Genomic DNA, 23,874 nt, shown 5'->3' on the forward strand with positions numbered 1-23,874 from the left:
ATGCTCGCTGGCCTCCATGCCCAGCAAGCATCTTGAATCAGAAAATCACCCCAAAGGGAATCCCGCTTGAATCAGCCAAACGTCATCCCGCTCTAAATTCGGACAATGGCGGCTTTCCGTCGCAAGCGCTTTGCAATCAGCGTTGCATCGGCCTAGGAGGCCGGGCGTTGGTCGCAACCCAAGCACGGAATATCGCCTCTTCATGCCCGCCCGGCTCCCCGCCCGCCACCTGATCGGACCAGACGCCCAATGAAGCGCTGGACCGCACGCCGCGTCCGCGCCGTCATCCGACACAGCGGCCCGACGTCGCTGCTGTTCCGGCGCAGGCTGGCGCTGATGGGCGGGGCGGTGCTGGTGGGGCTGGCGGCCGTCGCCTTCGCCTGGGCCGCCGATGAAGCGAGCGAAGCCTTTCAACGCCTTGCCCACGCCAATCGCTTGTTGCCGTTGCTCCTGACGCCGCTGGGCTTCGCCGCTTTGGCCTGGATAACCCGCAGCGCCGCGCCCTTCGCCGGCGGCTCCGGCATTCCGCAAGTGATCGCCGCCACCCAATTGCCCGAAAAAGTGGGCCGCTGCCTCATCGACCTGCGCACCGCCCTGCTGAAGGTCGCGCTGACCATCGCCGGTCTGCTGGTCGGTGCATCGGTCGGCCGCGAAGGCCCCACGGTGCAGATCAGCGCCGCCATTCTCGCCCGCGTCCATGCCCTGCTCAACGTGCCGTTGCGCGCATCGGTCATGGTCGCGGGCGGCGCAGCGGGGGTCGCTGCCGCTTTCAACACACCGCTGGCCGGCATCTGTTTCGCGATCGAAGAACTGGCATCCGCCTATGAGCAGCGCATGACCCTGCTGGTCATCACCGCCGTCATCATTTCCGGCATGGTCAGTCTGGGGCTGGCCGGCGACTATGTCTATTTCGGCGCCGTCGCGGCGCATCTGCCGCTCCAGTCCGCCATTCCCATCGCCCTGCTAGCGGGATTGATGGGCGGCGCATCCGGCGGGCTGTTCGCGCGGCTGGCACTGGGCGCGGCTCGATCGAGCAACGGCTTTACCGACTGGATGCGCGCCAACCCGATCCTCTTCGCCAGCGGCTGCGGACTGGTCGTCGCCGCCATCGGCGTCGCCACCGGCCTCACCTGGGGCACCAGCTATGAACCCGCACGCCAACTGATCACCGGCGGCCATCACCCGCTCTGGTTCGCGCCCGCCAAATTCGTCAGCACGCTCGCCACCAGCATATCGGGCATTCCCGGCGGCATCTTCGCCCCCTCCCTTGCCACCGGCGCGGGCTTCGGCAACCTGCTCCGCTGGATCTTCCCGGACGATCAGGCCAGCGCTGTCGTGCTGCTGGGCATGGTCGCCTATTTCACCGGAGTCGTGCGCGCGCCTCTGACCGCAGTCATCATCATTTCCGAAACCACCGGCAGCCGTGGCTTCATGCTGCCGCTGCTGGGTGCGGCGCTGGTGGCCGACTGGGCGGCGCAGCGCGTCTGCAAGGACCGACTCTATCATGGCCTGTCGCGCAATTTTCTCGACCGGGCCAAGGCTGCCCATGCCGCCGAAGGGAAATGATCCCCGCTCCGCTCATCTACCTCGCCGCCGCACTGGCCGAAATTGCCGGCTGTTTCGCCTTCTGGGCCTGGCTGCGCATGGATCGTTCGCCGCTCTGGCTGCTGCCGGGCTGCGCTTCACTGGCTCTCTTTGCCTGGCTGCTCACGCTGGTCGACAGCGATCAGGCCGGCCGCGCCTATGCGGCCTATGGCGGCATCTATATCCTGTCGGCCCTGCTGTGGCTGTGGGGGGCGGAGGGCGTCCGCCCCGACCGCTGGGACATGATCGGCGTCGCCTTCTGCCTGATTGGCGCGGCGATCATCCTCTACGCCCCCCATCGCGCCTGACAATGCGAAAAGGCCGCGCCGGAGCCCCCACTCCGCGCGGCCTTCTCAAAAACCTGGCGCCCGTTCAGTTCGCCTTGGACATGTCCACTTTCTCCACCCATTCCGGGTAGAAGGTCGGCTCGCGATTGGACCAGCCCACCGCCGTCGCCGCCGCTTCGCTGATCGACTGGAGCAACAGCCGCCTCTTGTCGGGGTGCAGATGCGGCAGGCTCGCCGCCGCGCAAAAGGCCCCCGGCAACCAGGGACGCGCGCCCGCGCCCAGCAGACGCTCATAGAGGAAGCGATAAGCCGAAAAGCTGCCGAGCCGATCCTGGCCCAGGTCGAAGGCGGAAACGGTGACCAGCGGCGCCATGAACGGCTCCACCTGCTCCAGACCGCTATCGTCGGGCACGCGCATCTTGATCTCGTCCAGTCGGCCATAGATGCGCGCCTGCGCGCGGATCGAGGCTTCCTCCACCATGTCGCGCGACCATAGCTTCATCGCGTCGCGGCGATGCAGCCCGATATCGAGCGAACGCCTGATGTAACGCTGCGTGGCAGACGGGAAGCTGGCGAATTCACGCAGTTCCGCCAGGGTAACAGCCCCGTCCGCCGGTCTTGCACTCGTGCCCATATTCAAGCCCTCCGACTTCAAGTCGCAGGATGGAACATGCGCCCTCCATGGTTACTGAAGGCTTAAGCGCCTGTTCCACCGCTGTTCACAAGGGAACAGATTTCGTTGTGCGGTGCAACATGTAAATTCGATGACTGCGGCCAGCCGTTGAGCAGCGGGCGCCACGCCACTGATCACTCGGCCGGCATCTCGCCCGTCAGCAGCCATGTCAGCGCCGGCGGCGCCGTTTCGAAGATGCGCAGATAGCTCTGGGTCATTTCCCGCTTCACCTGCAACCGGGCGATGGCGCTGGGCGTGACGATGGCGATGCGCGACGCGCGCGGGAAATTGCCTTCGCCCAGATGTTCGCGAAATGCCGCCAGCGCCTCCTGCGGCTGCACTGCGCTGCGACTCATGTCCATTCGCAGCAGATAGCCGGGCGAAAATCCCTCCGCCACGAAACGCCCCTTCACCTCGCGCGCATAGGCCGCGACTTCCTCACCAGTGAACAACCCATGCCAGGCAATGTCCAACAGATTGATGTCATGGCGAAAAAGGATGTCGTACATGCAGGGCCTCCGCACGCCCTCATGCCCGATCGACCTTACCGAAAGATTTAGGACTGCGCCCGCGCCGCCAATGGCTGCGCGCGCACATATTGCTCCAGCGCCCTGCCGCCCTGCGCGCCGGCCGTGCAAACCTTCTCCTGCAAATCCCGATAGTCCCGCAATATCTCGGCGCCGCGCTCAGTCAGCCTGGCGCCCTCGCTCGACGTGGCGACCAGCGGCATGTCCCAGCATCGGTTCATCACATCGACCAGCAGCCAGCAGCGCCGATAGCTCATCCCGAGCTTACGCCCCGCGCCGGAAATCGATCCTTCGCTGACGATGGCGTCGAGCAGGTCGGCCTTGCCTGGCCCCATCGCGATCTCGTCGCCGCAATAAATCTGGATCTTGATCTTCAGCATCGGCCCGCATCCCATGCCACAGGCAGGGCTGCGGGCCAATGCCGACCTCTTAAAAGGGATCGTTTATAGACCCGCCCGCCGCTCCAGCACCGCGCCGATCATCGCCCGCCATACCGCGACGTCACCCGCCTGCGCCATATGCGCGTCGGGTTCGCGCAACGTGCTCAATATCGCATAAGCGTCATCGACATGATCGGGCCATGCCGCATCCACGGCCCCGGCCGCATGGGGGTCCTGCCCTTCGCCGTTCAGGCTCAAATGACGACCAGCCAGGACGCGGGCGATCCGTTCGATGGCCGGGGTAGTGGATGTCGGCATAGGGGTCTTGCTCCTCTCGATCGGCGGCGGTTTCGCTCTGCCACCGCCTGCATAACATAAGTGGAAAGCGGCGGCTATCGATCCTGCGGGCTGTAGCCGGAAGAAGGCACCGGATCGCCATGATCGCCCGGCCGGGTGGCAGAGGGCGGATCGGATGCATCCATCGAATCCTTCAGCCCTTCCTCCAGCCGATCCTCCTGATCCAGCACATGGTCCTGCGCGTCGCTTTCCCGTTCGTCTCCCGCCTCCTCGCGGCTGTTGGGGCGAATGTCGGTCTTGTCGGTCTTGTCCGTCATGGCTCTTCTCCCGGATGGACTGATGGCCCTTCCTCGCAATCAACGGTCGCCCCTATGGCGCGGTTCCGCTTCGACCAACGTCCACGCGCGTTCGACCAGCAACCATGCAGCCTACAGACTTTTGGCCGTCAGGCGCGTAGACAGGCAGGATGATTGATCCTGCCGAAGATGGCGAACGCGGCGTAGCGCCGTCGATCGCGCTCTATTCCATATTGGGTTTCTGGTTTTTCTACACCATCATCGTCAGCCTGCGCGCCGTGGTGGTCGGCTTTGAGTCGCAGGGCGAAATGGCCGCGCGGCGCATGGTCGTGGCGACCATCGGCATCATCGTCACCTGGATCTTCTATCTGGTGCTGCGCCGGTTCGACCGCAAGCCGCTGGTCGTGCGGGTCGCTGCCGCCTTCTCGCTCGCCGCGCCCTTCGCGCTCGCGATGGCGGCGGCCAACTATTATATCTTCAACGTCTATGATCCGGGTAACTTCATCTCCGACGGCGAAAAGATGAAGATGGTGAAGGAGGAAGGCTATGTCCTCATCTCCATCGTGGAGGATGCGCTCAGCCGTTACTTCTTCCTCTCCGCCTGGGCCGGCCTTTATCTGGCCCTGTCCTACGCCAGCGACGCCCATCGCACCGAACGCCGCGCCGCCCGACTGGAACGCGCCGCCCAGCAGGCCGAACTGCGATCGCTCCGCTATCAGGTGAACCCGCATTTCCTGTTCAACACACTCAATTCCCTCTCCACGCTGGTCATGCGCAACAGGCCGGACGAGGCGGAAAAGATGATCATGTCGCTCTCCAACTTCTACCGCACCAGCCTGACCGGCGATCCGCTGGACGATGTTCCGCTGGCGGAGGAAGTACATCTTCAGAAACTCTATCTGGATATCGAGGCGGTGCGTTTTCCCGACCGGCTTGTGACCCGTATCGACATCCCGCCTGCCTTGCTCAGCGCCTGCGTGCCCGGCCTCATCCTTCAGCCGCTGGTCGAAAATGCGATCAAATATGGCGTTTCGCGTACATCCAGCCCGGTCACCATCACCATCACCGCGCGGGAGGATGGCGATCAGATGCATATCGCGGTCAGCGACGATGGCGATAATCCGCCGGGGCAAGGGGACGCTGGCAGCGGCATCGGCCTGGCCAATGTGCGCGACCGCCTCACCGCGCGTTTTGGTGATGCAGGACAGATCGTCTATGGTCCGCGTGAGGGGGACGGTTTTTCCGTGCTTCTGACCCTTCCTGTCATTCGCCGAGGCTGCTGAAAACCCATGTCTTTGCCTGCGACCTCCATCCGCACCATGATCGTCGATGACGAACCGCTGGCCGTCGAGCGACTCCAGATGCTGTGCGCCCGCGAACCCCGCATCGCGCTGGTCGGCACCGCCACGGATGGCGAAGCGGCGCTGCGCCTGATCGACGGGCTAAAGCCCGACCTCGTCATGCTCGACATCGCCATGCCTTTGCTGGATGGCATTGGCGTTGCCCGCGCCGTCGGCCGCATGGGCATCCGCCCCGCCGTGATCTTCGTCACCGCCTTTGAAGGGTTCGCGGTCGAGGCGTTCGACCTCGCCGCCGTCGACTATATGCTGAAACCCGTCGCCCATGATCGCCTGACCCGCGCGATCGACCGGGTGGAAGTGGCGTTGCGCAGTCATGGCTCTGCCGGGGATGCCGCCATATCGGCCGAAGCACCGCCCGAATGGGCCGAGGAATTCTGGGTGCCGCACCGTTCCGAACTGATCCGCATCGCCGCCGACCAGATCGACCGGATCGAGGCGGAGCGGGACTATATGCGCCTGCATGTCGGCGCGCACAGCTATCTGTTGCACCAGACGATCAGTTCGCTGGAGGAACGGCTGGACCCGCAACAGTTCGTCCGCCTGCATCGCAGCCACATCGTCCGCCGCGACCATATCGCCCGCCTGCGCCACGATGGCAGCGGCGTCTGGTTCGCGGCCCTCACGGACGGCGGCGAAATCCGGATCGGCCGCACCTTCCTGGCCAATGCCCGGGCGATGACGGGGCGATAAAATGACAAAAGAACCGCAACATGCGCGCGGGATTGCTGACGTCGCCTTCCGCAATATTGCGAAGATAGCGATCAATCAGATCGCATGTTCATCCTCAATAGTGATTTCAGCGAGTTTTCCTTCGACCACACTCTTTCCGGGTTTGCTCTTCCGGAACGGTTCAAAGCTCGCCCGGTCCGCGTCGAAAGTCATGTCCCAGGGGATATTGTCGCCCCGGAAGATCGGCGGCGCATTGTTGGACCAGAGCAGGGAGCCGAAGCGAAAGTCCCAGGCGCGCGGTACCCAATTATCGTCCAGATAATCCGTGTCGGCATGATATTCCGCTTCGCCGGCCTTTCCGGGCATGTCGCAATAATAATAGATGGCGGATGAGATGCGGTGGCGCGAAATGCCGCCGCTGCTGTTCATGCTGGCATTTTTCCAGCCCTTGGCTTCCATGATGTTGGCGCCCAGCATCACCTCGTCAATGTCGTCCATGCCAAAGGCGATATGCATGAATTTGAAATGGTCCGGCGCGATAGGCAGGTCGCAATTTACCCAGAAGATCGAATGATGTTCGAACGTGCCGGGCGCGCGGGCGAATATGCCGGTGCCTTTGCTATGGTCGATATAGCGAAAACCCAGATGCCGTTCGTAAAATTCGAAACTGCCCACATAATCGGGCGAGAAAAAGACCACATGGTTGATCGTCTTTGGGATGGCCCGGCGGCGCCAGATTCGGTGCTGATTGAGGCGCGGATAGTGGCCGGGCGTGTTGACCGGACTCGTCTCGCTGACCACGGCGCGCTTGGCCCAGACCTGTACCGCTATCGGCTGTCCGTCGGGGCACAGGCAATGGAGCGCGCCATCGGCATCGCGCCGCACGTCGACTTCAGTCACAAGGCTGGCGGCGATGCGTTCCAGCACATCCGCATTTTCCACGCCCCATACGGTTTCCTTCAGACCGTCGCCGGGGAAAGGATCAGGCGAGGGCAGGCGAGGGTCGCCATGGCGGTATAATGTGATGCGCGAACCCGAAGGCAGTTCGAATATCGCCTCATCCTCATTTGCGTGAGACAGGGACAAGCCGAAATCCGTCCAGAAACGCTGATGTTCTTCGAGATCGGAAACGCCGAAGACAGCGTTTGCTACGCCCACAATGCTCATGGTCACTCCTCATCCTTCCATGCTGTTATGAAGAGTGACCCGGTCGCCCAAAAACGCATTTCATGGGACGCAGCTATCTGCGGAACAGAAGGGACAGGAGGAACAGGAACGTCCTGAAGTCGAGTAGCCGGAGGGCCGCGCGGGCTTCGGCCGGGGTCAGCTTCGCGACCATGGGCATGGCGCCGAATATCTTGCCCCGGATGATCAGGGCATTGCCCTCCCGCTCGATCCGGCGCACGGTCATCAACTCCTTGTCCTGCGCATCCAATATTTTCATGCCTTTTGGCTTCTGGCTCGTCATTGCACGGCTCCTGCGCAGACCTTGTCGAAATCGATGTCCATATCGTCCATCATCTGGATCGCCGTGGCGCGGCCGGCACCGAACACGCCGCCGCCCGGATGCATGAACGGCCCGACCAGATAGAGCCCCTCAATCCCCGGCACGCGCAAATGGCCCAGGTCCGGCGTCGGGCGATGGCCGACCGACTGGTAGAAGAAGGGCGCGCAACCATGGATATCGCCCTTCAGGAAACTGGCCGGGCTGTCGCGCTCATGGTCGATCGGCGATCGTATCAGCCGTCCGCTGATATTGTCGTCGGTCAGGTTGGAATAGAATTTGCGATATTGCGCCAGCGCCTTGTCGGCGATCTCCTCCTTGCGCTCATCCCATGATCCGGGGCCGCCGGGATAGAGATCATAGGGCGCGAAATTCACGCCGTAGAAGATGCCCGCGCCATCGGGCGCGCGACTGGGATCGAAGATCGTATTGTCGCCGCCCGCGATCAGCCGTTCCGACACTTCGCCCCGCCGCAGCTTGTCATATTCCAGCAGCATGTCGCGCATGCTGTAGAAGTCCATGAGTTCGGTCATCATGGCGTTGGTGTCGTTGCCGACCTTCAGCTTCAGCCGTTCCTTCAAGGTCAGATGGGTGAGGTTGATGGAAAAGGTCGACTGGGTGACGCGGTCCGCCCGTTCCAGCACCGGCTCAGGCGTTTCGGAGACGAATTTGCGCAGCACATGCGGATGGATCGCGCCGATCACGCCATCCTTCGCATGGAACGTCTCTCCGTCGATCAGTTCCAGACCCACAGCCTTGCCACCGGACACGATGACCCGGCGCACCTCGGCATTGCAGCGCACTTCGCCCCCGAAATGCTCGATCGCACGGACCAGCGCATGGGAGAGTTGTCCCGACCCACCCTTGGGCATGGAACAGCCATAGGCGTGGATGATGCCGGGCATCAGGAACGCCCCCATGCCGGTGCCCAGTTCGTCGGGCATCTGGAGATTTTCCGTCACCATTCGCACGATGTGCAGGCGCAGCAGGTCGCTTTCGAAATACTGGTTTACCACGTCCAGCGCAGACCGCTGCATGACGTCCAGCAGGAAGCGGCCCTCATCCGACTGGTCCATCATCGCCACGAACGCGCCCATCGGGAAGGGCGGCGCATACAGGCCGGACATGAACATCGGCAGGGCCGCCATGCTGGCCCGCGCGAACTTGCGATAGGCGTCGGCATCTTTGGGCGAGAAAGCCGCGATTTCCTCGCAGGTCCGGTCCAGATCGCGCCAGGAGCGGACGATGGTGCCGTCCTCCCAGATCGAGGCATGGGGCAATTCGGGATAGATATATTCCAGCCCGAATTTGGACAGCAGGCCCAGTTCATCCTGCCGCAGCATCGGATTACCCTGGATCATGATATGCACATTGCTGTGCTCGTCATGCCAGAAGCCGGGCTGGATCAATTCGCGCGTGGAAACGCCGCCGCCATAATGCGGCTTGCGCTCCAGCACCAAGACCTTCTTGCCGGCCTTCGCCATATAGGCCGCCGCGGTCAGGCCATTATGGCCGCCGCCCATGACGACGATGTCATAGCTGCTCATACATGCTCTCCAAAAAAGGCCCGAAATTGCGCGATGCCCGGCACATGGCTGGCGCAGCCGCCATCGGCGACCAACAACTGCCCGGTGATGTTGCGCGCCGCGTCGGACGCGAGGAAGGCGACGGCCTCGGCAATATCCTCCGGCTCGCCCAGCCGGTCGCGCAGCGTCTCCGCCTCCACCGCCTGCCGCAGTAACGGCGAGAAAGCTTCGCGCAGGGCCGGCGTCAGCGTCATGCCCGGCGCCACCGCGTTGCAGCGCACGCCCTGCGCGCCATGGCTGGCGGCAATGGACCGCGTCATCTGGATGATCGCCGCCTTGGACGAGCTATAAGCCGCCTGGATCAGATGCCCCTGCAAGGCAAGGTTGCTGACGGTGTTGACGATATTGCCCTTGCTTGCCCGCATGTGCGGGAGGGCGGCGCGACAGGCGATCATCGTCCCGCGCACATTGACCGCATAGGTCCGGTCCCACAGCGCCGTTCCCATATGCTCGATATCGCCATCCTGTTGTGCGATATCGGGGCCAAGCAGCGCGGCATTATTATGCAGGATATCCAGCCGTCCATAATGGTCCGCCACGGCAGCCATCATCGCCTGAATCGACGCTTCATTTTCCAGATCAAGCGGCACGGCGATCGCGTCGGGCAGGCTTTCCGCCAGCGTCCGGGCCGCGTCGATCGCAATATCGGCAATCGCGACCCTCGCCCCTCGCGCCGCCATCAGCCGTGCGGTGGCGGCGCCGATCCCGCCTGCCCCGCCCGTAATGACGGCTACCTTTCCATCGAGACGGATTGCATCCGACGCCATCGCCCTCTCCTTCGCTTGATCTTCTGGCAAAGCATCATAAGGTGCCCTGCAAAGGGGAGAAGACGGCACTTTTTTGTGCCTTCCAAATAACGAACGATGAGCGATTTCGACGATTTCGACCCTGCCTGCCGCGACAGGCTGACGGCGCTGGCGCAGGACATGCACCAGCATGGCGCGGAACAGGATGCGCCGATCCGGACCATCTTCGGTCTGCTCGGCGATCGCTGGTCTATGCTGATCCTGTTGCTGCTGGACATCGGTCCGTTCCGACATGCCGAACTGCGCCGCCTGCTCGACCGGATGAGCGCGGAAGGCGGTATCTCCCAGCGGGTGCTGACGCTCAAGCTGCGTTTGCTGGAACGCAACGGTATCGTATTGCGATCCGTGAGCGACGATGTCCCGCCCAAGGTGGGCTATGCGCTGACGCCGCTGGGGCAGGAATTGCTCCTGGAGGCGAAGCGGCTGCTCGTCTGGGCGCAGGGCAGGCGGAACCAGATAGAGAAAGAGCGCGCCCTCTTCGATGAGCATGCATAGCATGAAGGGCTGTAATCCCCCTGTCCTACACACCCTTCAGGCGCTCTACTGACCCGCTGACTTTCTGATAGGATCAACTTCGCGTAATAAAATGTTAAAATCTACGGGAAATATGCGAAGTTAAGCGCCAGCCCCCCACCAGTGCCAGCCTCAGTTGCGCGCACGCGGGGTGGCATCGCTTAAAAACTGTGCCGCCAGTTCTTCACGCGAGACCCGCGCATGATCCAGCGACACCACGCTGCCGCCCGCCGTCGCCGGCGTCTGCGCGCCCGCGACGATCCGTTCCACCACCCATCGGATCGCCGGATCATTATTGCTGGAAATATGCCACTGGATTGCCTCGCGGATCGGCGGGATATCCATCGGCACTTCGCGCAGCGTCAGCGGCAGATATTCCGCCATGCGCGTAGCAAGCCGCCGGTGCATAGTGGCGATCCGGTTCGACCCGATCACCAGCCCGGCCATCGACAGGAAACTGTGGGTGACGATCTCGATCCGGCGCTGCCGCTTCTGCCGCCGCACGAACCAATCCTCGAACGCCGATACCCGTGCCCGTCCGAAGCGGGCGGTCACATGCCCCATCTCGAAATAGCGATCCTTGGTCATCGGCTCGGCCATGGCTGGATTGCAGTTCCAGCCGACGACCACATAATCATCCTCGAACAATATCTGGCTCGGATGATCGGCGGAGATGGCATAGTCGATGGTGACCAGCAGGTCGATCGCGCCCCGCTCCAGCGATTCCAGCAGCACTTCGGTCAGCGACTGGATTTCGAAACGCATCCCCGGTGCCTGGCTCTGCAAATCGGTCATCGCCGCCGCCAGCAGCACTTCGGTCATATAGTCCGATGCCATGATGCGGATCGTGCGGTCTGACGTCGCGGGGTCGAATGGCGGCGGCACGGCGATGGTGGTGCGGATTTGCTCCAGCACCGCGCGGACCGGATCGACCAGTCCTTCGGCGCGGGCGGTCAGCACCATCTGCCGGCCCTTCTGCACCAGCAGATCATCCGCGAAATATTCGCGCAACCGCCCCAAAGCGGAGGATGTCGCCGACTGCGACAGGCAGATGCGGTCCGCCGCCAGACTGACGCTGCGTTCGCTGAGCAGCGCATCGAGCGCCACCAGCAGATTGAGATCCAGCCTGTCGAACCGCATGTCGCTCTCCTCTTTTCAGCCTGCCGCTATGACCGACAGTGCATTGGCCACCAGCCTAGCAGTATCGCCGTCATGGGCAAATCCGGCATGGTCGGCGGCGGGCGTGGACAAGGGCGGATGCGCACCAAAAGCGGCCTCCAGCGCGGCATCGGGACGATAGCTGACGAGATCAGCGGAGGTGCCGCATTGGCGCGCGATTTCCGCCGCCAGATCGCCCATGGTGATGCGCTGCGCCGGCAGAGTCACGACCCGCGTGGCCGGCATGAGCGATGCGTCCATGCTGATGGCATGCAGCAGATTGTCAGCGCAGCGGCTGACCGACTGCGCCCAGATGGTCGCATCCGCCGATACCGGGCAGGTGAAAGCCTCGCCCGCGCGCAGGGCATGGAACAGGTCGCTCATGAAGGCGGACTTCATGCCCGATGGCCCCCTCGGACGGGCGAGGATGCCGGGCAGGCGCACGCTCACCCCCTCAATCTCGCCGCGATGGTGCATCATCGCGACGGCGATCTCCATCATCGCCTTGTGCCCGCCATAGACCATGCGCGGCGCCAACGGGGTCTGGTCGTCTACCCCCTGCGCAGGCAACGGATCGCCGAACACCGCGATCGAACTGGCATAGACGATGCGGGGCCGGTCGCCCGCCGCCTTCGCCGCGTCCAGCAGATCGTACATGGCGTCGATATTCACCCGACGCGATGCCGCCGGATCGGCCTCCGCCGCGCCGCCCGGTACGGTGGCGAGATGGACCAGCGCAGCGCAGCCGTTGGCGAAGGCCTCTGCCCGTACGGCGGCGGAACAAATATCACCCACGACAGGCCGCGCACCGTCCGGGATGCCGCCTGCCGCCGTATCCATGCCCACGACCGAACGGCCCGCTGCCAGCAACCGTTGCACCAGTTGGCGACCAACGAAGCCACCCGCGCCCGTCACGATAATCGTCATGCTTCAATACCGATCCGCATAATGGTCCCGCACATCCTCGCTGTAGCTGCCCAAGGGATAGGGCAGCATCTGCGCATTCCAGCTGTCCCATTGCAGCCGCATCGCCTTCAGCCGGGCCGGATCGTCGGTGACATGATCGGCCCGCTCTCGCTCATCCTGCGCCAGATTGAACAGATGCTCCTTCCCGCCCAGCTTCAGATATTTCCAGTCGCCATCGCGCAGTGCCGCCTGCCCATTGCCCTTGTAGCGCCAGTAGAGCGTTCGTGTGATCGGCGCCGCCTCGCCGGTCAGTTGCGCCGACAGGTCCATGCCGTCGAACGTCCCTGCCTTGCCCGAATTACCACCCGCCATCGCCAGCAGGGTCGGCAGGAAATCCATCGAGATCATCACCTGATCGGAGGTCGATCCCGGCGCGATCCTGCCCGGCCAGCGCATCAGCAGCGGCACGCGGATGCCGCCCTCCAGCAACTCCCCCTTGATCCCGGTCAAGGGCCATGTTTCGGAGAAACGCTCGCCGCCATTGTCGCTGGTGAAGATGATGATCGTGTCATCCGCCTTCCCGCTCCGCTCCAGCGCGGCCAGCAGTTTGGCGACATTCTGGTCCATCGCCTCGACCATTTCCTTATATTTGGTCAGGCTGCCGCCATTATAATGGAAGGACGCGCCCAGCGTCGGCGCCACCGCTGCATCCTCGCGCCCTTCCCACGGCCAGTGCGGCGCATTGAAATGCAGGCTCATGAAGAAGGGCGTATCCCCGGCCTGCTCGATCGTCCTGACCGCCTCATCCCCGAACAGGTCGGTCAGATAGCCGTTGCGTTCGATCGGCGTGTCGCCCTGTGCCAGGCCGATGCCGACATCCTTGCCGCCCATCACCATATGGTGCCGGAAATAATCGGCCGCACCTTCGATGATGCCGAAAAACTCGTCATAGCCGTGGTGCAGCGGGCTATGTTTGGGCGGCTCGCCCAGATGCCATTTGCCGATCAATTTCGTGCGGTAGCCGATCGCCCGCATGACCGAGGCGATGGTCGGCCGGTCGAGCGGCACGCCGATGCCATCCGGCGCGGCTGGTCCCAGCGGCTCCTCGATCCCGATCGCAAAGCGATATTGATAGCAGCCGGTCAGCAATGCAGTGCGGGTCGGCGAACAGATGGAGCTGTTGGCATAGCCCTGCCGCAACTGGATGCCCTGCGCGGCGATGCTGTCGATCGCGGGTGTCTTGATATGGTGTGATCCGGTGCAGGACAGGTCGGCATAACCCAGATCGTCGGCCATGATGAAGATGATGTTGGGCCGCTTGCCCTTGGCGGCGGCAGCCTGCGCTTCCCCGGCCGCCGCGAGTGCGCCCAGCGCGCCCGCGCCCCGCATGAATGTCCGCCGATCGACCCGCAATGCTCTCTCCTCTTCCTTGTCGGGAGGGCAGGCGCGCGACCTGCCCCCTCCCATCCACCTACAGCTTAGAATTCCGCCGACAACCGCAGCCCATAGGTGCGCGGCGCACCAAAGCGGGCGACCGCCATGCCGATCGGCGAGCGCTGCGGCGTGGAAATGCGGCGCTTGTCCTCCAGATTGTAGAGGAAGCCGCCGACCGACCAGCCGCCATCGGGCGAGCGCAGCGTCAGGTTGAGATCGGTCTGCCAATAGGCCGGGATGCGTTCGAAATCGAGATATTCGAACGCGCCATATTGCGAGGCGCGCCAGGCGGTCGCGACATTGCCGACCAGTTCCAGCGTGTTGCTAAGCGGCACCACCTGCTCGGCGCCCAGATTGACGGTCCATTTGGGCGAAAAGAGCAGCGGCTTGCCCGAACAATTGAAGTCCTTCACCGGCGCACCGCCCGCCGTGCCACCCGTCAGCGTATAGGAACAGTTGATATTGTCGCGCGGCGATGCGGTATAGAGATGCAGGTCGTCATAGGTGGCCTTGAGATATTGCACCTTGGCGTTCAGCGTCGTCGTCCGGGTCGCCTTGACCATGGCGTCGACATCGAAGCCCTTGATCGTCGCCTTGCCCGCATTCTCGTTGGAATTGATCAGCGTGCCGCTGGTGTCGACGGTGAAATAGGTGATCTGCTGGTCCTTATATTTCCAGTAGAAGCCTTCCAGATTGAGCTGGACCCGATTGTTGAAGAAGCGGTTCTTCGATCCGATCGTGTAGGCGGTGATGAATTCCGGGTCGTAACGCGACTTGCCCTCCGCCAACTGGAAGCCGCCAGCGCGATAGCCGGTTTCGACCGTGGCATAGAGCAGGTTCTGCGGGCCGAGGTCGAACTCCGCCGACGCCTTCCACGTGACCCGCGAATAGGTGCCGCTGTCGACCACCGGATTATAGGTCTTCAGGATGGTGCCGGTGCCGTTCAGCAGCGGAAAGACCTGCGCATTGGCCTGATCGGTGCTCCCCGCCGCGATCCAGCCATTGCTGGCCAGCCAGTTCACCGTGTCGGCCGTCGTCAGGAAATTGGGATAATGGGGCAGCGCACCGGGCGCGGCGCAACCGGCAGCAAAAGAGGCCGGCGGCGTGATGTTGGCCGGCGGCAGGCCGCCGCAGAAGGTGATGAAGTTATTGATGATGCCATCCATCGACTTCTTGTCGCGAGTGTAGCGCGCGCCGCCCACCAGACGGAAGCGATCCGTGACGTTGGCGGTCAGCTGGCCGAACGCGGCCCAGCTCTTAGTCTTGTGGGTATAGGACTGGATCGGCAGTACGAATTCCTGATTATATTCATTCTTCGCGTCGATCGTTTCGTTGAAGTAGAAGCCACCCAGCACATAGTCGACCATGCCGACCGATCCGGCAAGGCGCGCTTCCAGACTATATTGGCTGTCCTTTTCCCAATTATAGGCGGTGTTGAAGGCAGGACCGTAGAAGAAGGTTTCTCCCTTCGACTGGCGATAGGCCGGGATCAGGGTGAAGGTGCCGATATCGGTCTTCCAGTTCAGCTCCGCATTGACGCCCCAATAAGTATAATCGACCGACGCATCCTGGTTCATCGCATTGAGGAAGCCGAAGCCCGGTGCGCCGAGCAATGTCTGGCGATAGGCATTGGCCGCGTCCGTGTTGAAGCCCTCGGACGTGTCGAACGGCGCTGCCGTGAAAGTGTAGCCGGTCGCGCCCGGCGTGAAGGAGCCGATATAGCTGCCGCCCGGCCCGACGCCGCCCACCTTTGTCCAGTCCGCGCCGATGCGCAGGCTGACATCATCGTTCGGTTCGATCAGGAACTGACCACGCAGGCCGCTGCGGTCCAGATCATCGCTGCCGTCGCGATTAAACCCGTCGCGCACCTGCCGCGTTGCCGCGAAACGCAGCGCGCTATTGTCGCTGGTAGCCAGGTTCACATAGCCATCGACATTGACCGCGTCATAATTGCCATAGGAGAAATTGAAGCCAGCGCCATTGCGGCCGATTTCCGGATGGGCAGGAATGATATTGACCGCGCCGCCCGTGGCATTGCGACCATAGAGAATGCCCTGCGGCCCTTTCAGCACCTCGACACGGGCAAGATCGTAGAAGGCGGAACCGAAGGCGCCCGCCGCGCGCGCCAGCACGACGCCGTCATAGCTCGGCGTCACCGCCGGATCATTATAGCTGCTCGACGTGATATTGCCGACGCCGCGAATGAAGATGGACGTGTTGGAGCCGCCACCATTGGTGATGCTGATAGCCGGGACGGTCTTGGTAATATCCTCGGCCCTTGCGATGCCCTGCTGCAACAGGTCGCTACCCGTCACTGCATCGATGGCCACGGCCGCCTTTTGCGCGCTTTCTTCCTTACGCTGGGCGGTGACGACGATCTCGTCCAGTCCCGCCGAGCCTTGCGCCGCCTGATCGGCCGTTTGTGCCTGCCCCGGTATGGCGGCCATCATTCCTATAAAGGCGGTGGTCGCCAACAATGCGTTACGCATGATCCTCTCCCTGATGATTTGATTTTGGTCAATTCTGGAGGCTGCGGCGGAAAAGTCACATTGATTTGCTGGATGGCACCTATCTGCCCACAGGGACCGGTTCGAAACGACCCGATGGATGACTCGCATCGACAAGAAGAATTTGTCGCGCCGCTCCGCCCCGTCCAACCATGAGCACATGGCAGAGGATAATATCGAGAGCATCGCAACGGCGCTTGTCGTAGGCGGAGGCATTGGCGGCATGGCGACAGCCATCAGTCTGACGGAAAGGGGCGTTCGCACGGAGCTGATCGACCTGGACCCGGAATGGCGGGTTTATGGAGCGGGGATCACGATAACCGGGCCGACCCTGCGCGCCTATCGCCGCCTTGGGCTGCTGGAACCGATCAAGAAGGCGGGCGCGATCACCAACAAAACCCGGCTGTTCCGCTTTGACGGCACGCATCTGCACGATCTGGAAGAGCCGGTGATCGAGGAAGGGCTTCCCGCGACCGGCGGGATCATGCGCCCGGTGCTGCACAGAATCATGCAGGAGCGCGTCAGGGAATTGGGCATAAGCGTTCGGCTGGGCCTGACGGTCACGGCGCTTGAAAATGACGATTCCGGCGTTGCGGTGACCTTTTCCGACGGTTCCAACGGCCATTATGATCTGGTGGTCGGCGCTGACAGTGTTGCGTCCAGCGTTCGGGCCATCGCCTTCCCGCATATGGGTCCGCCCCAGCCGACCGGCCAAGGCTGCTGGCGTATTTCCATCGCCAAGCCGCCCGGACTGGATGCGGGGGAATTCTATCTCGGTCACGAAAACCCTTGCGGCATCACCGCCTGTGGACCGGACACCGTCTATATGTGGATGCTGACGCCGCATGAAGAGCGGGAAGCCTTCATGACGGAAGAGGAACTCTTCTCCACCCTGAAGGAACTGCTCAGGGATTTCGGCGGCAATGCCGGTTGGGTTCGCGACAATATGACGCGCGACAACTGGATCAACTACCGGCCGCTGGCCGCTGCACTCCAACCCCGCCCCTGGTCGAATGGCAGGATCGTCCTGGTGGGCGATGCCGCGCATGCAACCACGCCGCATCTGGCATCGGGCGCAGGCATGGCGGTGGAAAGCGCCATCGTCCTAGCTGAAGAGCTGACCAAGGCGAAGGATGTGGCAAGCGGCCTCGCTGCCTATGAAGAGCGGCGTTATGACCGCTGCCGCGACGTGATCGAAAGCAGTATCGGCATCGGCCGGTTGCAGCTGGATCATCGCCCCCCGCAGGAACATGCCGCCTTGCTGGAAGGGGCGCTCAGCCGGTTGAACGATCCCTTCTAACCCATAGGAGCCGGTGGAGATATCCACCGGCTCCTATGGCTCATTCCGCCGTCCACCCGCCATCGACGATCAGGCTCGTGCCGGTCATCAAGCCTGCAGCGTCGGATGCCAGAAACACGACCGCCCCCATCAGATCCTGTACCGTGCCGAGACGGCCCAGCTTGATCTTGGTAAGGATGCTGACAAGGAACGCCTTGTCCTCGAAGAAGGGCTTGGTCATCGGCGTTTCGATGAAGGTCGGTGCAATGGTGTTGGATCGGATGCCATGCGGGGCGAGGTCCAGCGCCATCGCCTTGCTCATCCCCTCCAGCCCCCATTTGGACGCGCAATAGAGCGATCGCTGGGGCCCGCCGACATGGCCCATTTGCGAACCCATATGAATAATGGAACCGTTGAGGCCCGCATCGATCATACGCCGCGAAACCGCCTGCGCGACGAAGAAAGCCGCCTTGAGATTCAGCCCCAGAACCGCATCATAATCCTCCTCCGAAACGTCGATGACGGATTTGGGCCGATTGGTGCCTGCGTTGTTGAGCAATATTTCGAAGGGCGCAACGCCTTCGATCGCTCGCGCGGTGCCAGCCACATCATTGACGTCCAGTGTGAGCGCGTCCGCCTGTCCGCCGGCAGCGCGGATCGCGGCGGCGCCCGCCTCAATCTCTCCATGGCCGCGTGCCGCCAGCGTCACATGTGCCCCGGCCTGCGCCAGTGCGGCAGCGCAGGCGAGGCCGATGCCCCGCCCCGCCCCCGTCACCAGCGCCCGCCTGGCATCCAGCCGAAAGCTCGGCGTTGTGGGCAGCGCGTCCATCAGGCGGCCGTCGCCGGGCTGGGCGCGGCGGTACCGGCATAGGGCACGTTCCGCCCGCCATAGCGCCGCACGCGGATATTGGCCTGCTCGCCATGGCCGGCAAAGCCCTCCAGCCCGCAAAGCCGGCTGCAATATTCGCCGATCAATGCGGAGGCCTCATCGGTCAGCACCTTCTGATAGGTGCAGGTCTTGATGAACTTCCCGACCCAAAGCCCACCGGTGTAGCGCGCCGATTTCTTGGTTGGCAGCGTATGATTGGTGCCGATCACCTTGTCGCCGAAACTGACATTGGTGCGCGGTCCCAGGAACAGGGCGCCATAGTTGGTCATATTCTTCAGGAAATAGTCGGGATCGGCGGTCATCACCTGCACATGTTCCGACGCCAGATCGTCGGCGATGCGCACCATTTCCGCATCATCTTCAGCGACGATCACTTCGCCGAACATGTCCCACGCCTTGCGGGCATAATCGGCGGTCGGCAGGATCGCCAGCAGGCGCTCGACCTCCTTCATCGTTTCGCGCGCCAGCTTCTCCGACGTGGTCAGCAAAACCGCCGGGCTGTCCGGTCCATGCTCCGCCTGTCCCAACAGATCGGTCGCAGCCAGTTCAGCATCGCAGCCAATCTCGTCCGCGATCACCAGCGTCTCGGTCGGTCCGGCGAACAGGTCGATCCCCACCCGCCCGAACAATTGCCGCTTGGCCTCCGCAACGAAGGCATTGCCCGGCCCGACGAGAATATCGACGGGATTGATGCTCTGCGTGCCCAGCGCCATTGCCCCCACAGCCTGAATGCCGCCCAGCGCGTAAATGGCATCCGCGCCGGCCATGGCTTGCGCCGCGACGATCGCCCGCGCCGGCTTGCCCTGGAACGGCGGCGCACAGGTGATCACGCGCGGCACGCCCGCCACCTTGGCGGTGATGACCGACATATGAGCGGAGGCCAGCAACGGATATTTCCCGCCGGGGACATAGCAGCCCGCTGCATTCACCGGCAGATTCTTGTGGCCCAATATCACGCCGGGCAGAGTCTCGACCTCCACATCCTTCATGGAGTTCCGCTGAATGCGCGCGAAATTGCGGACCTGTGTCTGCGCAAATTCGATATCCTTGCGTTCCTGCGGCGTCAGGCTGTTGACGCATGCATCGATTTCCGCCTGACTGAGGCGATAATCCTCCCGATCCCAGCCATCGAACTTCACCGACATTTCACGCACGGCCGCATCGCCGCGCCTTTCGATATCGGCCAGTGCCGCCTCGACACTGTCGCGAACCTTGCGATCGGCATCCGCCTTTGCTTCGGCCGTGGCGCCCCTTTTCAGATATTGTGCCATTCCATCATCCTTTTGAAAAATATGTCAGAAACCCTGAAGTGCACGCTCGACATGATCGACCTGTGGCGGCGTGCGGAAAAAGGGACCGGCAAGCGATCGCCATGCGGCAAAGCCGTCGGTCGCGCGGAAGTCGACCATGTGCGCCTCCACACTGTCCCAATCGACCACCAGTTGATAATGGCCAACCCTGTCGACCGACCGGTCCAGTCGGAAGCTGCGACACCCCGGCGCCACGCGAAAATGGCGCATGGCCTCACCCACCGCAGCCTCGAAAGCCACGGCATCCGCCGGATCGATCTCGATCCGGGCAACTTCGGTAATCATGGCTTCTTCCTTCGCCCTACCAGGCCGTCGCACCTGCATCGACGGCAATATCCGCACCGGTGACATAGCGGGCCTCATCCGACGCCAGCCACAAGGCGCACCAACCAATATCCTCCGGCTCGCCCAGCCGCTGGATCATGTTCTTCGCGAGTATCTTCGCCTCGATCGCCGGATCGGAGGCCAGATGATGCCGCGTCGCCGCTGTCAGGATGAAGCCCGGCGCAATGCTGTTGGCGCGAATGCCATGCGGCGCGCCTTCCATGGCGAGCTGCCGGGTCATGGCCAGTACGCCCCCCTTGCCTGCGCAATGGGCCAGTGCGGGCGATCCCTCCAGCGCATGGCGCGCATTGGCGGAGGCGAAGTTGATGACCGACGCCCGGCCGCTTGCTTTCAGCCAGGGCCAGGCCGCCCGCGTGGCGAGAAAGACGATGTCCAGTTCCCCGGCCAGTGTCGCCTTCCAATCGGCATAGCGCATCTTCTCGATCCATTCGAAAATCGCGAAGGCGGCCGCATTGACGAGAATATCGATCCGGCCATGTTCGGCGCCGATCCGTTCGAACAGCTCGCCGACCGCTGCTTCATCCAGCAGGTCGCAACTTTCATCGGCACCGCTGCGATCCACGCCGATCACCGTCGCACCCTGCGCCGCGAAGAGGCGGGCGCATCCCTGCCCGATACCGTTGGCAGCGCCGGTCACGACCGCCAGCTTCCCTTTCAGCCGATCACCCATGGGCCACTGCCACTCCCATAGTCTGTTCACCGCGCCGGAACGGTACGACCAACACAAGGATCACGCCGATCAATGCCCCCAGCGACAACAGGCCAAAGGCTGCCATCAATCCGCCTGCCTGCTTCGACAGCAGAGTGACGACGACGGGGCTCAGAAACTGCCCGAAGGCAAAGCTGCTCTGCCACATGCCTGCCCCTCGTCCCCTGATCTCGAAGGAAAGGAGGCTCATGGCCCAGACCAACAGGGTCGGCAGCAGCAGGCCGGCGCCGATCTGGTTGAGGAAACAGCCCATCAGGAATGCCTCCCACCCGCGCGCCAGGCCCATGATGCCGAAGCCGATCGCCAGCAATATGAATTCCAGCAGCAACAGCCCGCGCACCGGCCAGCGACCGATCCGGGAATAAAGCAGGGTGCCCAGCGGCACGCCGATACTGGCAACCGATGTCAGAAAGCCGATACGGGCCGGATCGCTAAGACCCAGCACATGCAGTCCTGACGACGCCTGAATTTGCACCGTATAGAAAAAGACCGAGCCATAGATGGTGATCGCCATGATGATGAGCATCCGGCGCCAGGGGAAACCGACCCACCCCGTGCTCCGCGCCCGTTCTCTGCCGGCCTCGCACCGCGGCTCCCAGGTATAACGCAGCACCAGCACGAACATCAGCAGAGCCGAGGCATAGACCCAGAAAGGCGCGCGCCATCCGAAAACACCCAACTGCCCGCCCAGATTGAAGAAGAGCAGTGCCGATAGCGAGGCGAAGGCGGTCTGCCCGGCCAGCCATTTGTCGCGGGCAGCGCCTTTATAATAATCGCCGATCAAGGTGGTCGACAGCACCATGATCAGGGCTTCGGCCACGCCCACCCCCACGCGGGAAATCAGAATGGCGGGCAGGCTGGTCAAAAACAGCGGCGCCACACCGACCAGTGCATAGGCCAGGAAGGATGCCAGCAGCAGCCGGCGACGCCCGAACCAGTCCCCCAGCATCCCGCCAAAAGGCGAGAAGATGGCGACGCATAGCGCCGGGATCGTCAGGATCATCGGCACCCAATATTCATAGCCGGGCACGTCGCTGAAATCGGACATTAATTGCGGCAGGATCGGCGCCAGCAGCACGATCGCCATGGTCGACAGGGTAATCGGCAACAGCAGCGAAAAGCCGGTCAGAAAACCCGGCTCCTGCGCTTCTTCTCGATCCCTCATGCAGCTTGCTCGTGCAACATGGCGCCAGCCTCTCCTTCTTATGTAAAGAGAATGAAGCCGAGCGCGGGTGGATGGTCAAACCGAAAGGATCAAACCCACCTATTCGCCGGAACGATGCCGCCGTCAGACGTTCGTTTCTTCGACGAATTCGATCAGATTGCCGGCACAATCCCGCAGAAAACAGCCCTTCCCGAATGCCTCCCGCACGACGAATGCGATATCGGCGCCCTTCTCCGCCATCTCGGTCAGGAACAGGTCCAGATCCTCGACCCGGAAGGCGACATGCTTGTTGCCGTGGGTTCGCAGATCCGATGGCGGATGCCGTCTTTCTTCCGGCAGAGGCGCCGCGCCCTCCACTTCGAACAGTTCGAAGCGCAGCGACCCCTTGCGGATCATCGCCGCATGCGATCGGGCGGCGTCGATGTAGAAGCGCTTTTCTACTGCAAAGCCCAGCACCCGGCCATACCAGTCGATCGCCTCATCCAGGCTTGGGACGCTGACACCTCCATGATGGAAGGTGAACTCCGCCATCAATCCATCTCCGCAAATGTTTCGGCGCACCAGTCGGCAATATAATCGCGCATGCCCGTCCCGTTATCGGCACCGCAATGTTCGACCTCGAAATCCTGCTTGGTGAACATGCGCAGCGTCCGCTTGGGTGAATTGACGGCCTGATCATAGCTCAACTGGGCATTGAAGGCAGGAATCTGTCGGTCATTCTCGCCATGGGTGATCAGGAAGGGGACTTTGATCTTCTCCACCTGACCATCCAGGCTGATCTGATCGGCATAGGTCAGGAAATCATCCCGGTCATCGAAGCCGAACACCCACATCACATGATCCCAATAATGGGGTACCGGATTTTCGCCCTCATTGGCGATCCGTTCGCGCTGACGCTGTCCCCAGACATGGTTGGCGCCCATGACGGCGCACAGCGCATAGCGTGGATCATTGGCCGCAATGCGGGGCGCGTGATATCCCCCAAAGGAAAGACCAAATATGCCTATTCTGTTATGGATGACGTCGGAGCGGGTCAGAAGATGGTCGAAGGCCGCCGATCCCCAGCGCTCTGCATCATAGACCGCCGTCAACCCACGCTTGCGCAGAGCCTCCCCCGTTCCGGGCTGGTCGATGAAGAGCGTATTGATCCCGCGCTCAAGATTGGCGGCGCCATGCCCCGCCATATTGACCTGCTCCTTCATGGAGTCGAGGCCATTGACCGAAACAAGCGTGGGCCGGGCTGTGCCCGAACCGTCATGGACGAAGATGCCGGTATAGGCGCTGTCCTCATAGGGGATTTCCACGAAATCGACATGCAGGCCGCGCAACGCCGTGCCCTTGGCATAAAGTTCCAGACCGCGATCATAGGCGGCCCAGCGCGGCGCATAATCCCGGCTCTGCATCCGTTCCGCCGCTAGATAATAGCCCGATGCGCGCAGATATTTGCTACCGGCGGATAGGAGATAGCCCTCAGCCTCATCCGCCGCCGCATTGGCCGCAACCTGATCGGCAACCCGCAGCCAGCTATCGAACATCAGCGCGCTGCCCGCGTCGGCGCCCGCTTTGGCCGCGTCCATGATCGGACGATTGGCCTCGTCAATCTCACCATGATTGCCGCCGCAAACCAGCGCCAGGTTGGTCGCGAGGTTCCAGACATAATTACCGGGGAAGGGTTCGAACATGCAGCCT

General features: G+C 62.7%; 26 protein-coding genes. 6 read left to right on the forward strand and 20 right to left on the reverse strand.

Going from position 1 to position 23,874, the window contains the following annotated elements; translation table 11 throughout:
- The first annotated feature begins 249 nt into the window (after positions 1-249).
- Both BMX92_RS16970 and BMX92_RS16975 read left to right on the forward strand, forming a co-directional pair.
- A complete protein-coding gene (locus BMX92_RS16970; RefSeq protein WP_093018681.1) occupies positions 250-1,566 on the forward strand; it encodes a chloride channel protein in 1,317 nt (438 codons plus the stop codon).
- Positions 1,563-1,892, forward strand: coding sequence for a YnfA family protein (locus tag BMX92_RS16975; RefSeq protein ID WP_218145799.1), 330 nt, complete (start codon positions 1,563-1,565; stop codon positions 1,890-1,892). Before BMX92_RS16970 ends, BMX92_RS16975 begins: the two co-directional genes overlap by 4 nt.
- A gap of 64 nt (positions 1,893-1,956) precedes the next feature.
- On the opposite strand, the gene BMX92_RS16980 is transcribed toward BMX92_RS16975, so the two are convergent.
- From BMX92_RS16980 to BMX92_RS17000, 5 genes are all read right to left on the reverse strand, one after another.
- Positions 1,957-2,505: a hypothetical protein gene (locus tag BMX92_RS16980; protein ID WP_093018683.1), complete on the reverse strand. Its 549-nt coding sequence runs from the start codon at positions 2,503-2,505 to the stop codon at positions 1,957-1,959.
- 173 nt (positions 2,506-2,678) lie between these two features.
- A complete protein-coding gene (locus BMX92_RS16985) occupies positions 2,679-3,053 on the reverse strand; it encodes a hypothetical protein (protein WP_093018685.1) in 375 nt (124 codons plus the stop codon).
- A 47-nt stretch (positions 3,054-3,100) separates the two neighbouring features.
- Complete coding sequence (locus BMX92_RS16990; protein ID WP_256213479.1) at positions 3,101-3,451, reverse strand: winged helix-turn-helix domain-containing protein; 351 nt, start codon at positions 3,449-3,451, stop codon at positions 3,101-3,103.
- A gap of 63 nt (positions 3,452-3,514) precedes the next feature.
- Entirely contained in the window at positions 3,515-3,769 is a 255-nt protein-coding gene (locus BMX92_RS16995; protein ID WP_093018689.1) for a hypothetical protein, read from the reverse strand.
- Positions 3,770-3,843: 74 nt separating this feature from the next.
- Positions 3,844-4,065, reverse strand: a complete 222-nt coding sequence (locus tag BMX92_RS17000) for a hypothetical protein (RefSeq protein ID WP_093018691.1) — start codon at positions 4,063-4,065, stop codon at positions 3,844-3,846.
- 149 nt (positions 4,066-4,214) lie between these two features.
- On the opposite strand from BMX92_RS17000, the gene BMX92_RS17005 reads away from it, so the two are divergent.
- Complete coding sequence (locus BMX92_RS17005; protein WP_093018693.1) at positions 4,215-5,327, forward strand: sensor histidine kinase; 1,113 nt, start codon at positions 4,215-4,217, stop codon at positions 5,325-5,327.
- A gap of 6 nt (positions 5,328-5,333) precedes the next feature.
- Positions 5,334-6,095: a LytR/AlgR family response regulator transcription factor gene (locus BMX92_RS17010; protein ID WP_093018695.1), complete on the forward strand. Its 762-nt coding sequence runs from the start codon at positions 5,334-5,336 to the stop codon at positions 6,093-6,095.
- A gap of 75 nt (positions 6,096-6,170) precedes the next feature.
- Here BMX92_RS17010 and BMX92_RS17015 read toward each other — a convergent pair whose 3' ends face one another.
- The 4 genes from BMX92_RS17015 to BMX92_RS17030 all read right to left on the reverse strand — a co-directional run bounded on the left by BMX92_RS17015 (position 6,171) and on the right by BMX92_RS17030 (position 9,931).
- Positions 6,171-7,241 carry a VOC family protein gene (locus BMX92_RS17015; protein ID WP_093018697.1) on the reverse strand — a complete coding sequence of 357 codons (1,071 nt, stop codon included), beginning with the start codon at positions 7,239-7,241 and terminating at the stop codon, positions 6,171-6,173.
- A gap of 73 nt (positions 7,242-7,314) precedes the next feature.
- Positions 7,315-7,542, reverse strand: coding sequence for a hypothetical protein (locus BMX92_RS17020; protein WP_093018699.1), 228 nt, complete (start codon positions 7,540-7,542; stop codon positions 7,315-7,317).
- Positions 7,539-9,125, reverse strand: coding sequence for a phytoene desaturase family protein (locus tag BMX92_RS17025; protein WP_093018701.1), 1,587 nt, complete (start codon positions 9,123-9,125; stop codon positions 7,539-7,541). The genes BMX92_RS17020 and BMX92_RS17025 overlap by 4 nt, the downstream gene beginning before the upstream one ends.
- Positions 9,122-9,931, reverse strand: coding sequence for an SDR family NAD(P)-dependent oxidoreductase (locus BMX92_RS17030; protein ID WP_093018702.1), 810 nt, complete (start codon positions 9,929-9,931; stop codon positions 9,122-9,124). Before BMX92_RS17030 ends, BMX92_RS17025 begins: the two co-directional genes overlap by 4 nt.
- A 96-nt stretch (positions 9,932-10,027) precedes the next feature.
- Between BMX92_RS17030 and BMX92_RS17035 the strand changes: the two genes are divergently transcribed.
- Positions 10,028-10,465 carry a winged helix-turn-helix transcriptional regulator gene (locus BMX92_RS17035; protein WP_093018703.1) on the forward strand — a complete coding sequence of 146 codons (438 nt, stop codon included), beginning with the start codon at positions 10,028-10,030 and terminating at the stop codon, positions 10,463-10,465.
- Positions 10,466-10,615: 150 nt separating this feature from the next.
- On the opposite strand, the gene BMX92_RS17040 is transcribed toward BMX92_RS17035, so the two are convergent.
- The 4 genes from BMX92_RS17040 to BMX92_RS17055 form a co-directional block, all read right to left on the reverse strand.
- The gene (locus tag BMX92_RS17040) at positions 10,616-11,623 is read right to left on the reverse strand and encodes a LysR family transcriptional regulator (RefSeq protein ID WP_093018704.1); all 1,008 of its coding nucleotides are present in this window, start codon (positions 11,621-11,623) and stop codon (positions 10,616-10,618) included.
- Positions 11,624-11,638: 15 nt separating this feature from the next.
- The gene (locus BMX92_RS17045; protein ID WP_093018705.1) at positions 11,639-12,568 is read right to left on the reverse strand and encodes an NAD-dependent epimerase/dehydratase family protein; all 930 of its coding nucleotides are present in this window, start codon (positions 12,566-12,568) and stop codon (positions 11,639-11,641) included.
- 3 nt (positions 12,569-12,571) lie between these two features.
- Positions 12,572-13,960 (reverse strand): sulfatase family protein, encoded by a 1,389-nt coding sequence (locus BMX92_RS17050; protein WP_256213480.1) that lies wholly within the window; start codon positions 13,958-13,960, stop codon positions 12,572-12,574.
- A gap of 65 nt (positions 13,961-14,025) precedes the next feature.
- Entirely contained in the window at positions 14,026-16,470 is a 2,445-nt protein-coding gene (locus tag BMX92_RS17055) for a TonB-dependent receptor (RefSeq protein WP_093018707.1), read from the reverse strand.
- 118 nt (positions 16,471-16,588) lie between these two features.
- On the opposite strand from BMX92_RS17055, the gene BMX92_RS17060 reads away from it, so the two are divergent.
- Positions 16,589-17,788, forward strand: coding sequence for an FAD-dependent monooxygenase (locus BMX92_RS17060; protein ID WP_093018708.1), 1,200 nt, complete (start codon positions 16,589-16,591; stop codon positions 17,786-17,788).
- A gap of 40 nt (positions 17,789-17,828) precedes the next feature.
- Here BMX92_RS17060 and BMX92_RS17065 read toward each other — a convergent pair whose 3' ends face one another.
- The 7 genes from BMX92_RS17065 to BMX92_RS17095 all read right to left on the reverse strand — a co-directional run bounded on the left by BMX92_RS17065 (position 17,829) and on the right by BMX92_RS17095 (position 23,867).
- A complete protein-coding gene (locus BMX92_RS17065) occupies positions 17,829-18,596 on the reverse strand; it encodes an SDR family NAD(P)-dependent oxidoreductase (protein ID WP_093018709.1) in 768 nt (255 codons plus the stop codon).
- Entirely contained in the window at positions 18,596-19,927 is a 1,332-nt protein-coding gene (gene hisD, locus BMX92_RS17070) for a histidinol dehydrogenase (protein WP_093018710.1), read from the reverse strand. Before hisD ends, BMX92_RS17065 begins: the two co-directional genes overlap by 1 nt.
- Before the next feature lie 24 nt (positions 19,928-19,951).
- Positions 19,952-20,251, reverse strand: a complete 300-nt coding sequence (locus BMX92_RS17075) for a putative quinol monooxygenase (protein WP_093018865.1) — start codon at positions 20,249-20,251, stop codon at positions 19,952-19,954.
- Positions 20,252-20,267: 16 nt separating this feature from the next.
- Positions 20,268-20,981 (reverse strand): SDR family NAD(P)-dependent oxidoreductase, encoded by a 714-nt coding sequence (locus BMX92_RS17080; protein WP_093018711.1) that lies wholly within the window; start codon positions 20,979-20,981, stop codon positions 20,268-20,270.
- Positions 20,974-22,185 (reverse strand): MFS transporter, encoded by a 1,212-nt coding sequence (locus tag BMX92_RS17085; protein WP_093018712.1) that lies wholly within the window; start codon positions 22,183-22,185, stop codon positions 20,974-20,976. The genes BMX92_RS17080 and BMX92_RS17085 overlap by 8 nt, the downstream gene beginning before the upstream one ends.
- 123 nt (positions 22,186-22,308) lie before the next feature.
- Entirely contained in the window at positions 22,309-22,716 is a 408-nt protein-coding gene (locus BMX92_RS17090; protein ID WP_093018713.1) for a VOC family protein, read from the reverse strand.
- Positions 22,716-23,867, reverse strand: coding sequence for an alpha/beta hydrolase (locus tag BMX92_RS17095; RefSeq protein WP_093018714.1), 1,152 nt, complete (start codon positions 23,865-23,867; stop codon positions 22,716-22,718). Before BMX92_RS17095 ends, BMX92_RS17090 begins: the two co-directional genes overlap by 1 nt.
- Between the last annotated feature and the right edge of the window lie 7 nt (positions 23,868-23,874).

The organism is Sphingobium sp. YR768 (genome assembly GCF_900111125.1).
In the GTDB taxonomy this organism is placed as follows: Bacteria; Pseudomonadota; Alphaproteobacteria; order Sphingomonadales; family Sphingomonadaceae; genus Sphingobium.

Coding starts and splice junctions, on each gene's coding strand:
- BMX92_RS16970 (WP_093018681.1), top strand. CDS start 250: ATGAAGCGCTGGACCGCACGCCGCGTCCGCGCCGTCATCCGACACAGC.
- BMX92_RS16975 (WP_218145799.1), top strand. CDS start 1,563: ATGATCCCCGCTCCGCTCATCTACCTCGCCGCCGCACTGGCCGAAATT.
- BMX92_RS16980 (WP_093018683.1), bottom strand. CDS start 2,505: ATGGGCACGAGTGCAAGACCGGCGGACGGGGCTGTTACCCTGGCGGAA.
- BMX92_RS16985 (WP_093018685.1), bottom strand. CDS start 3,053: ATGTACGACATCCTTTTTCGCCATGACATCAATCTGTTGGACATTGCC.
- BMX92_RS16990 (WP_256213479.1), bottom strand. CDS start 3,451: ATGCTGAAGATCAAGATCCAGATTTATTGCGGCGACGAGATCGCGATG.
- BMX92_RS16995 (WP_093018689.1), bottom strand. CDS start 3,769: ATGCCGACATCCACTACCCCGGCCATCGAACGGATCGCCCGCGTCCTG.
- BMX92_RS17000 (WP_093018691.1), bottom strand. CDS start 4,065: ATGACGGACAAGACCGACAAGACCGACATTCGCCCCAACAGCCGCGAG.
- BMX92_RS17005 (WP_093018693.1), top strand. CDS start 4,215: ATGATTGATCCTGCCGAAGATGGCGAACGCGGCGTAGCGCCGTCGATC.
- BMX92_RS17010 (WP_093018695.1), top strand. CDS start 5,334: ATGTCTTTGCCTGCGACCTCCATCCGCACCATGATCGTCGATGACGAA.
- BMX92_RS17015 (WP_093018697.1), bottom strand. CDS start 7,241: ATGAGCATTGTGGGCGTAGCAAACGCTGTCTTCGGCGTTTCCGATCTC.
- BMX92_RS17020 (WP_093018699.1), bottom strand. CDS start 7,542: ATGACGAGCCAGAAGCCAAAAGGCATGAAAATATTGGATGCGCAGGAC.
- BMX92_RS17025 (WP_093018701.1), bottom strand. CDS start 9,125: ATGAGCAGCTATGACATCGTCGTCATGGGCGGCGGCCATAATGGCCTG.
- BMX92_RS17030 (WP_093018702.1), bottom strand. CDS start 9,931: ATGGCGTCGGATGCAATCCGTCTCGATGGAAAGGTAGCCGTCATTACG.
- BMX92_RS17035 (WP_093018703.1), top strand. CDS start 10,028: ATGAGCGATTTCGACGATTTCGACCCTGCCTGCCGCGACAGGCTGACG.
- BMX92_RS17040 (WP_093018704.1), bottom strand. CDS start 11,623: ATGCGGTTCGACAGGCTGGATCTCAATCTGCTGGTGGCGCTCGATGCG.
- BMX92_RS17045 (WP_093018705.1), bottom strand. CDS start 12,568: ATGACGATTATCGTGACGGGCGCGGGTGGCTTCGTTGGTCGCCAACTG.
- BMX92_RS17055 (WP_093018707.1), bottom strand. CDS start 16,470: ATGCGTAACGCATTGTTGGCGACCACCGCCTTTATAGGAATGATGGCC.
- BMX92_RS17060 (WP_093018708.1), top strand. CDS start 16,589: ATGACTCGCATCGACAAGAAGAATTTGTCGCGCCGCTCCGCCCCGTCC.
- BMX92_RS17065 (WP_093018709.1), bottom strand. CDS start 18,596: ATGGACGCGCTGCCCACAACGCCGAGCTTTCGGCTGGATGCCAGGCGG.
- hisD (WP_093018710.1), bottom strand. CDS start 19,927: ATGGCACAATATCTGAAAAGGGGCGCCACGGCCGAAGCAAAGGCGGAT.
- BMX92_RS17075 (WP_093018865.1), bottom strand. CDS start 20,251: ATGATTACCGAAGTTGCCCGGATCGAGATCGATCCGGCGGATGCCGTG.
- BMX92_RS17080 (WP_093018711.1), bottom strand. CDS start 20,981: ATGGGTGATCGGCTGAAAGGGAAGCTGGCGGTCGTGACCGGCGCTGCC.
- BMX92_RS17085 (WP_093018712.1), bottom strand. CDS start 22,185: ATGAGGGATCGAGAAGAAGCGCAGGAGCCGGGTTTTCTGACCGGCTTT.
- BMX92_RS17090 (WP_093018713.1), bottom strand. CDS start 22,716: ATGGCGGAGTTCACCTTCCATCATGGAGGTGTCAGCGTCCCAAGCCTG.
- BMX92_RS17095 (WP_093018714.1), bottom strand. CDS start 23,867: ATGTTCGAACCCTTCCCCGGTAATTATGTCTGGAACCTCGCGACCAAC.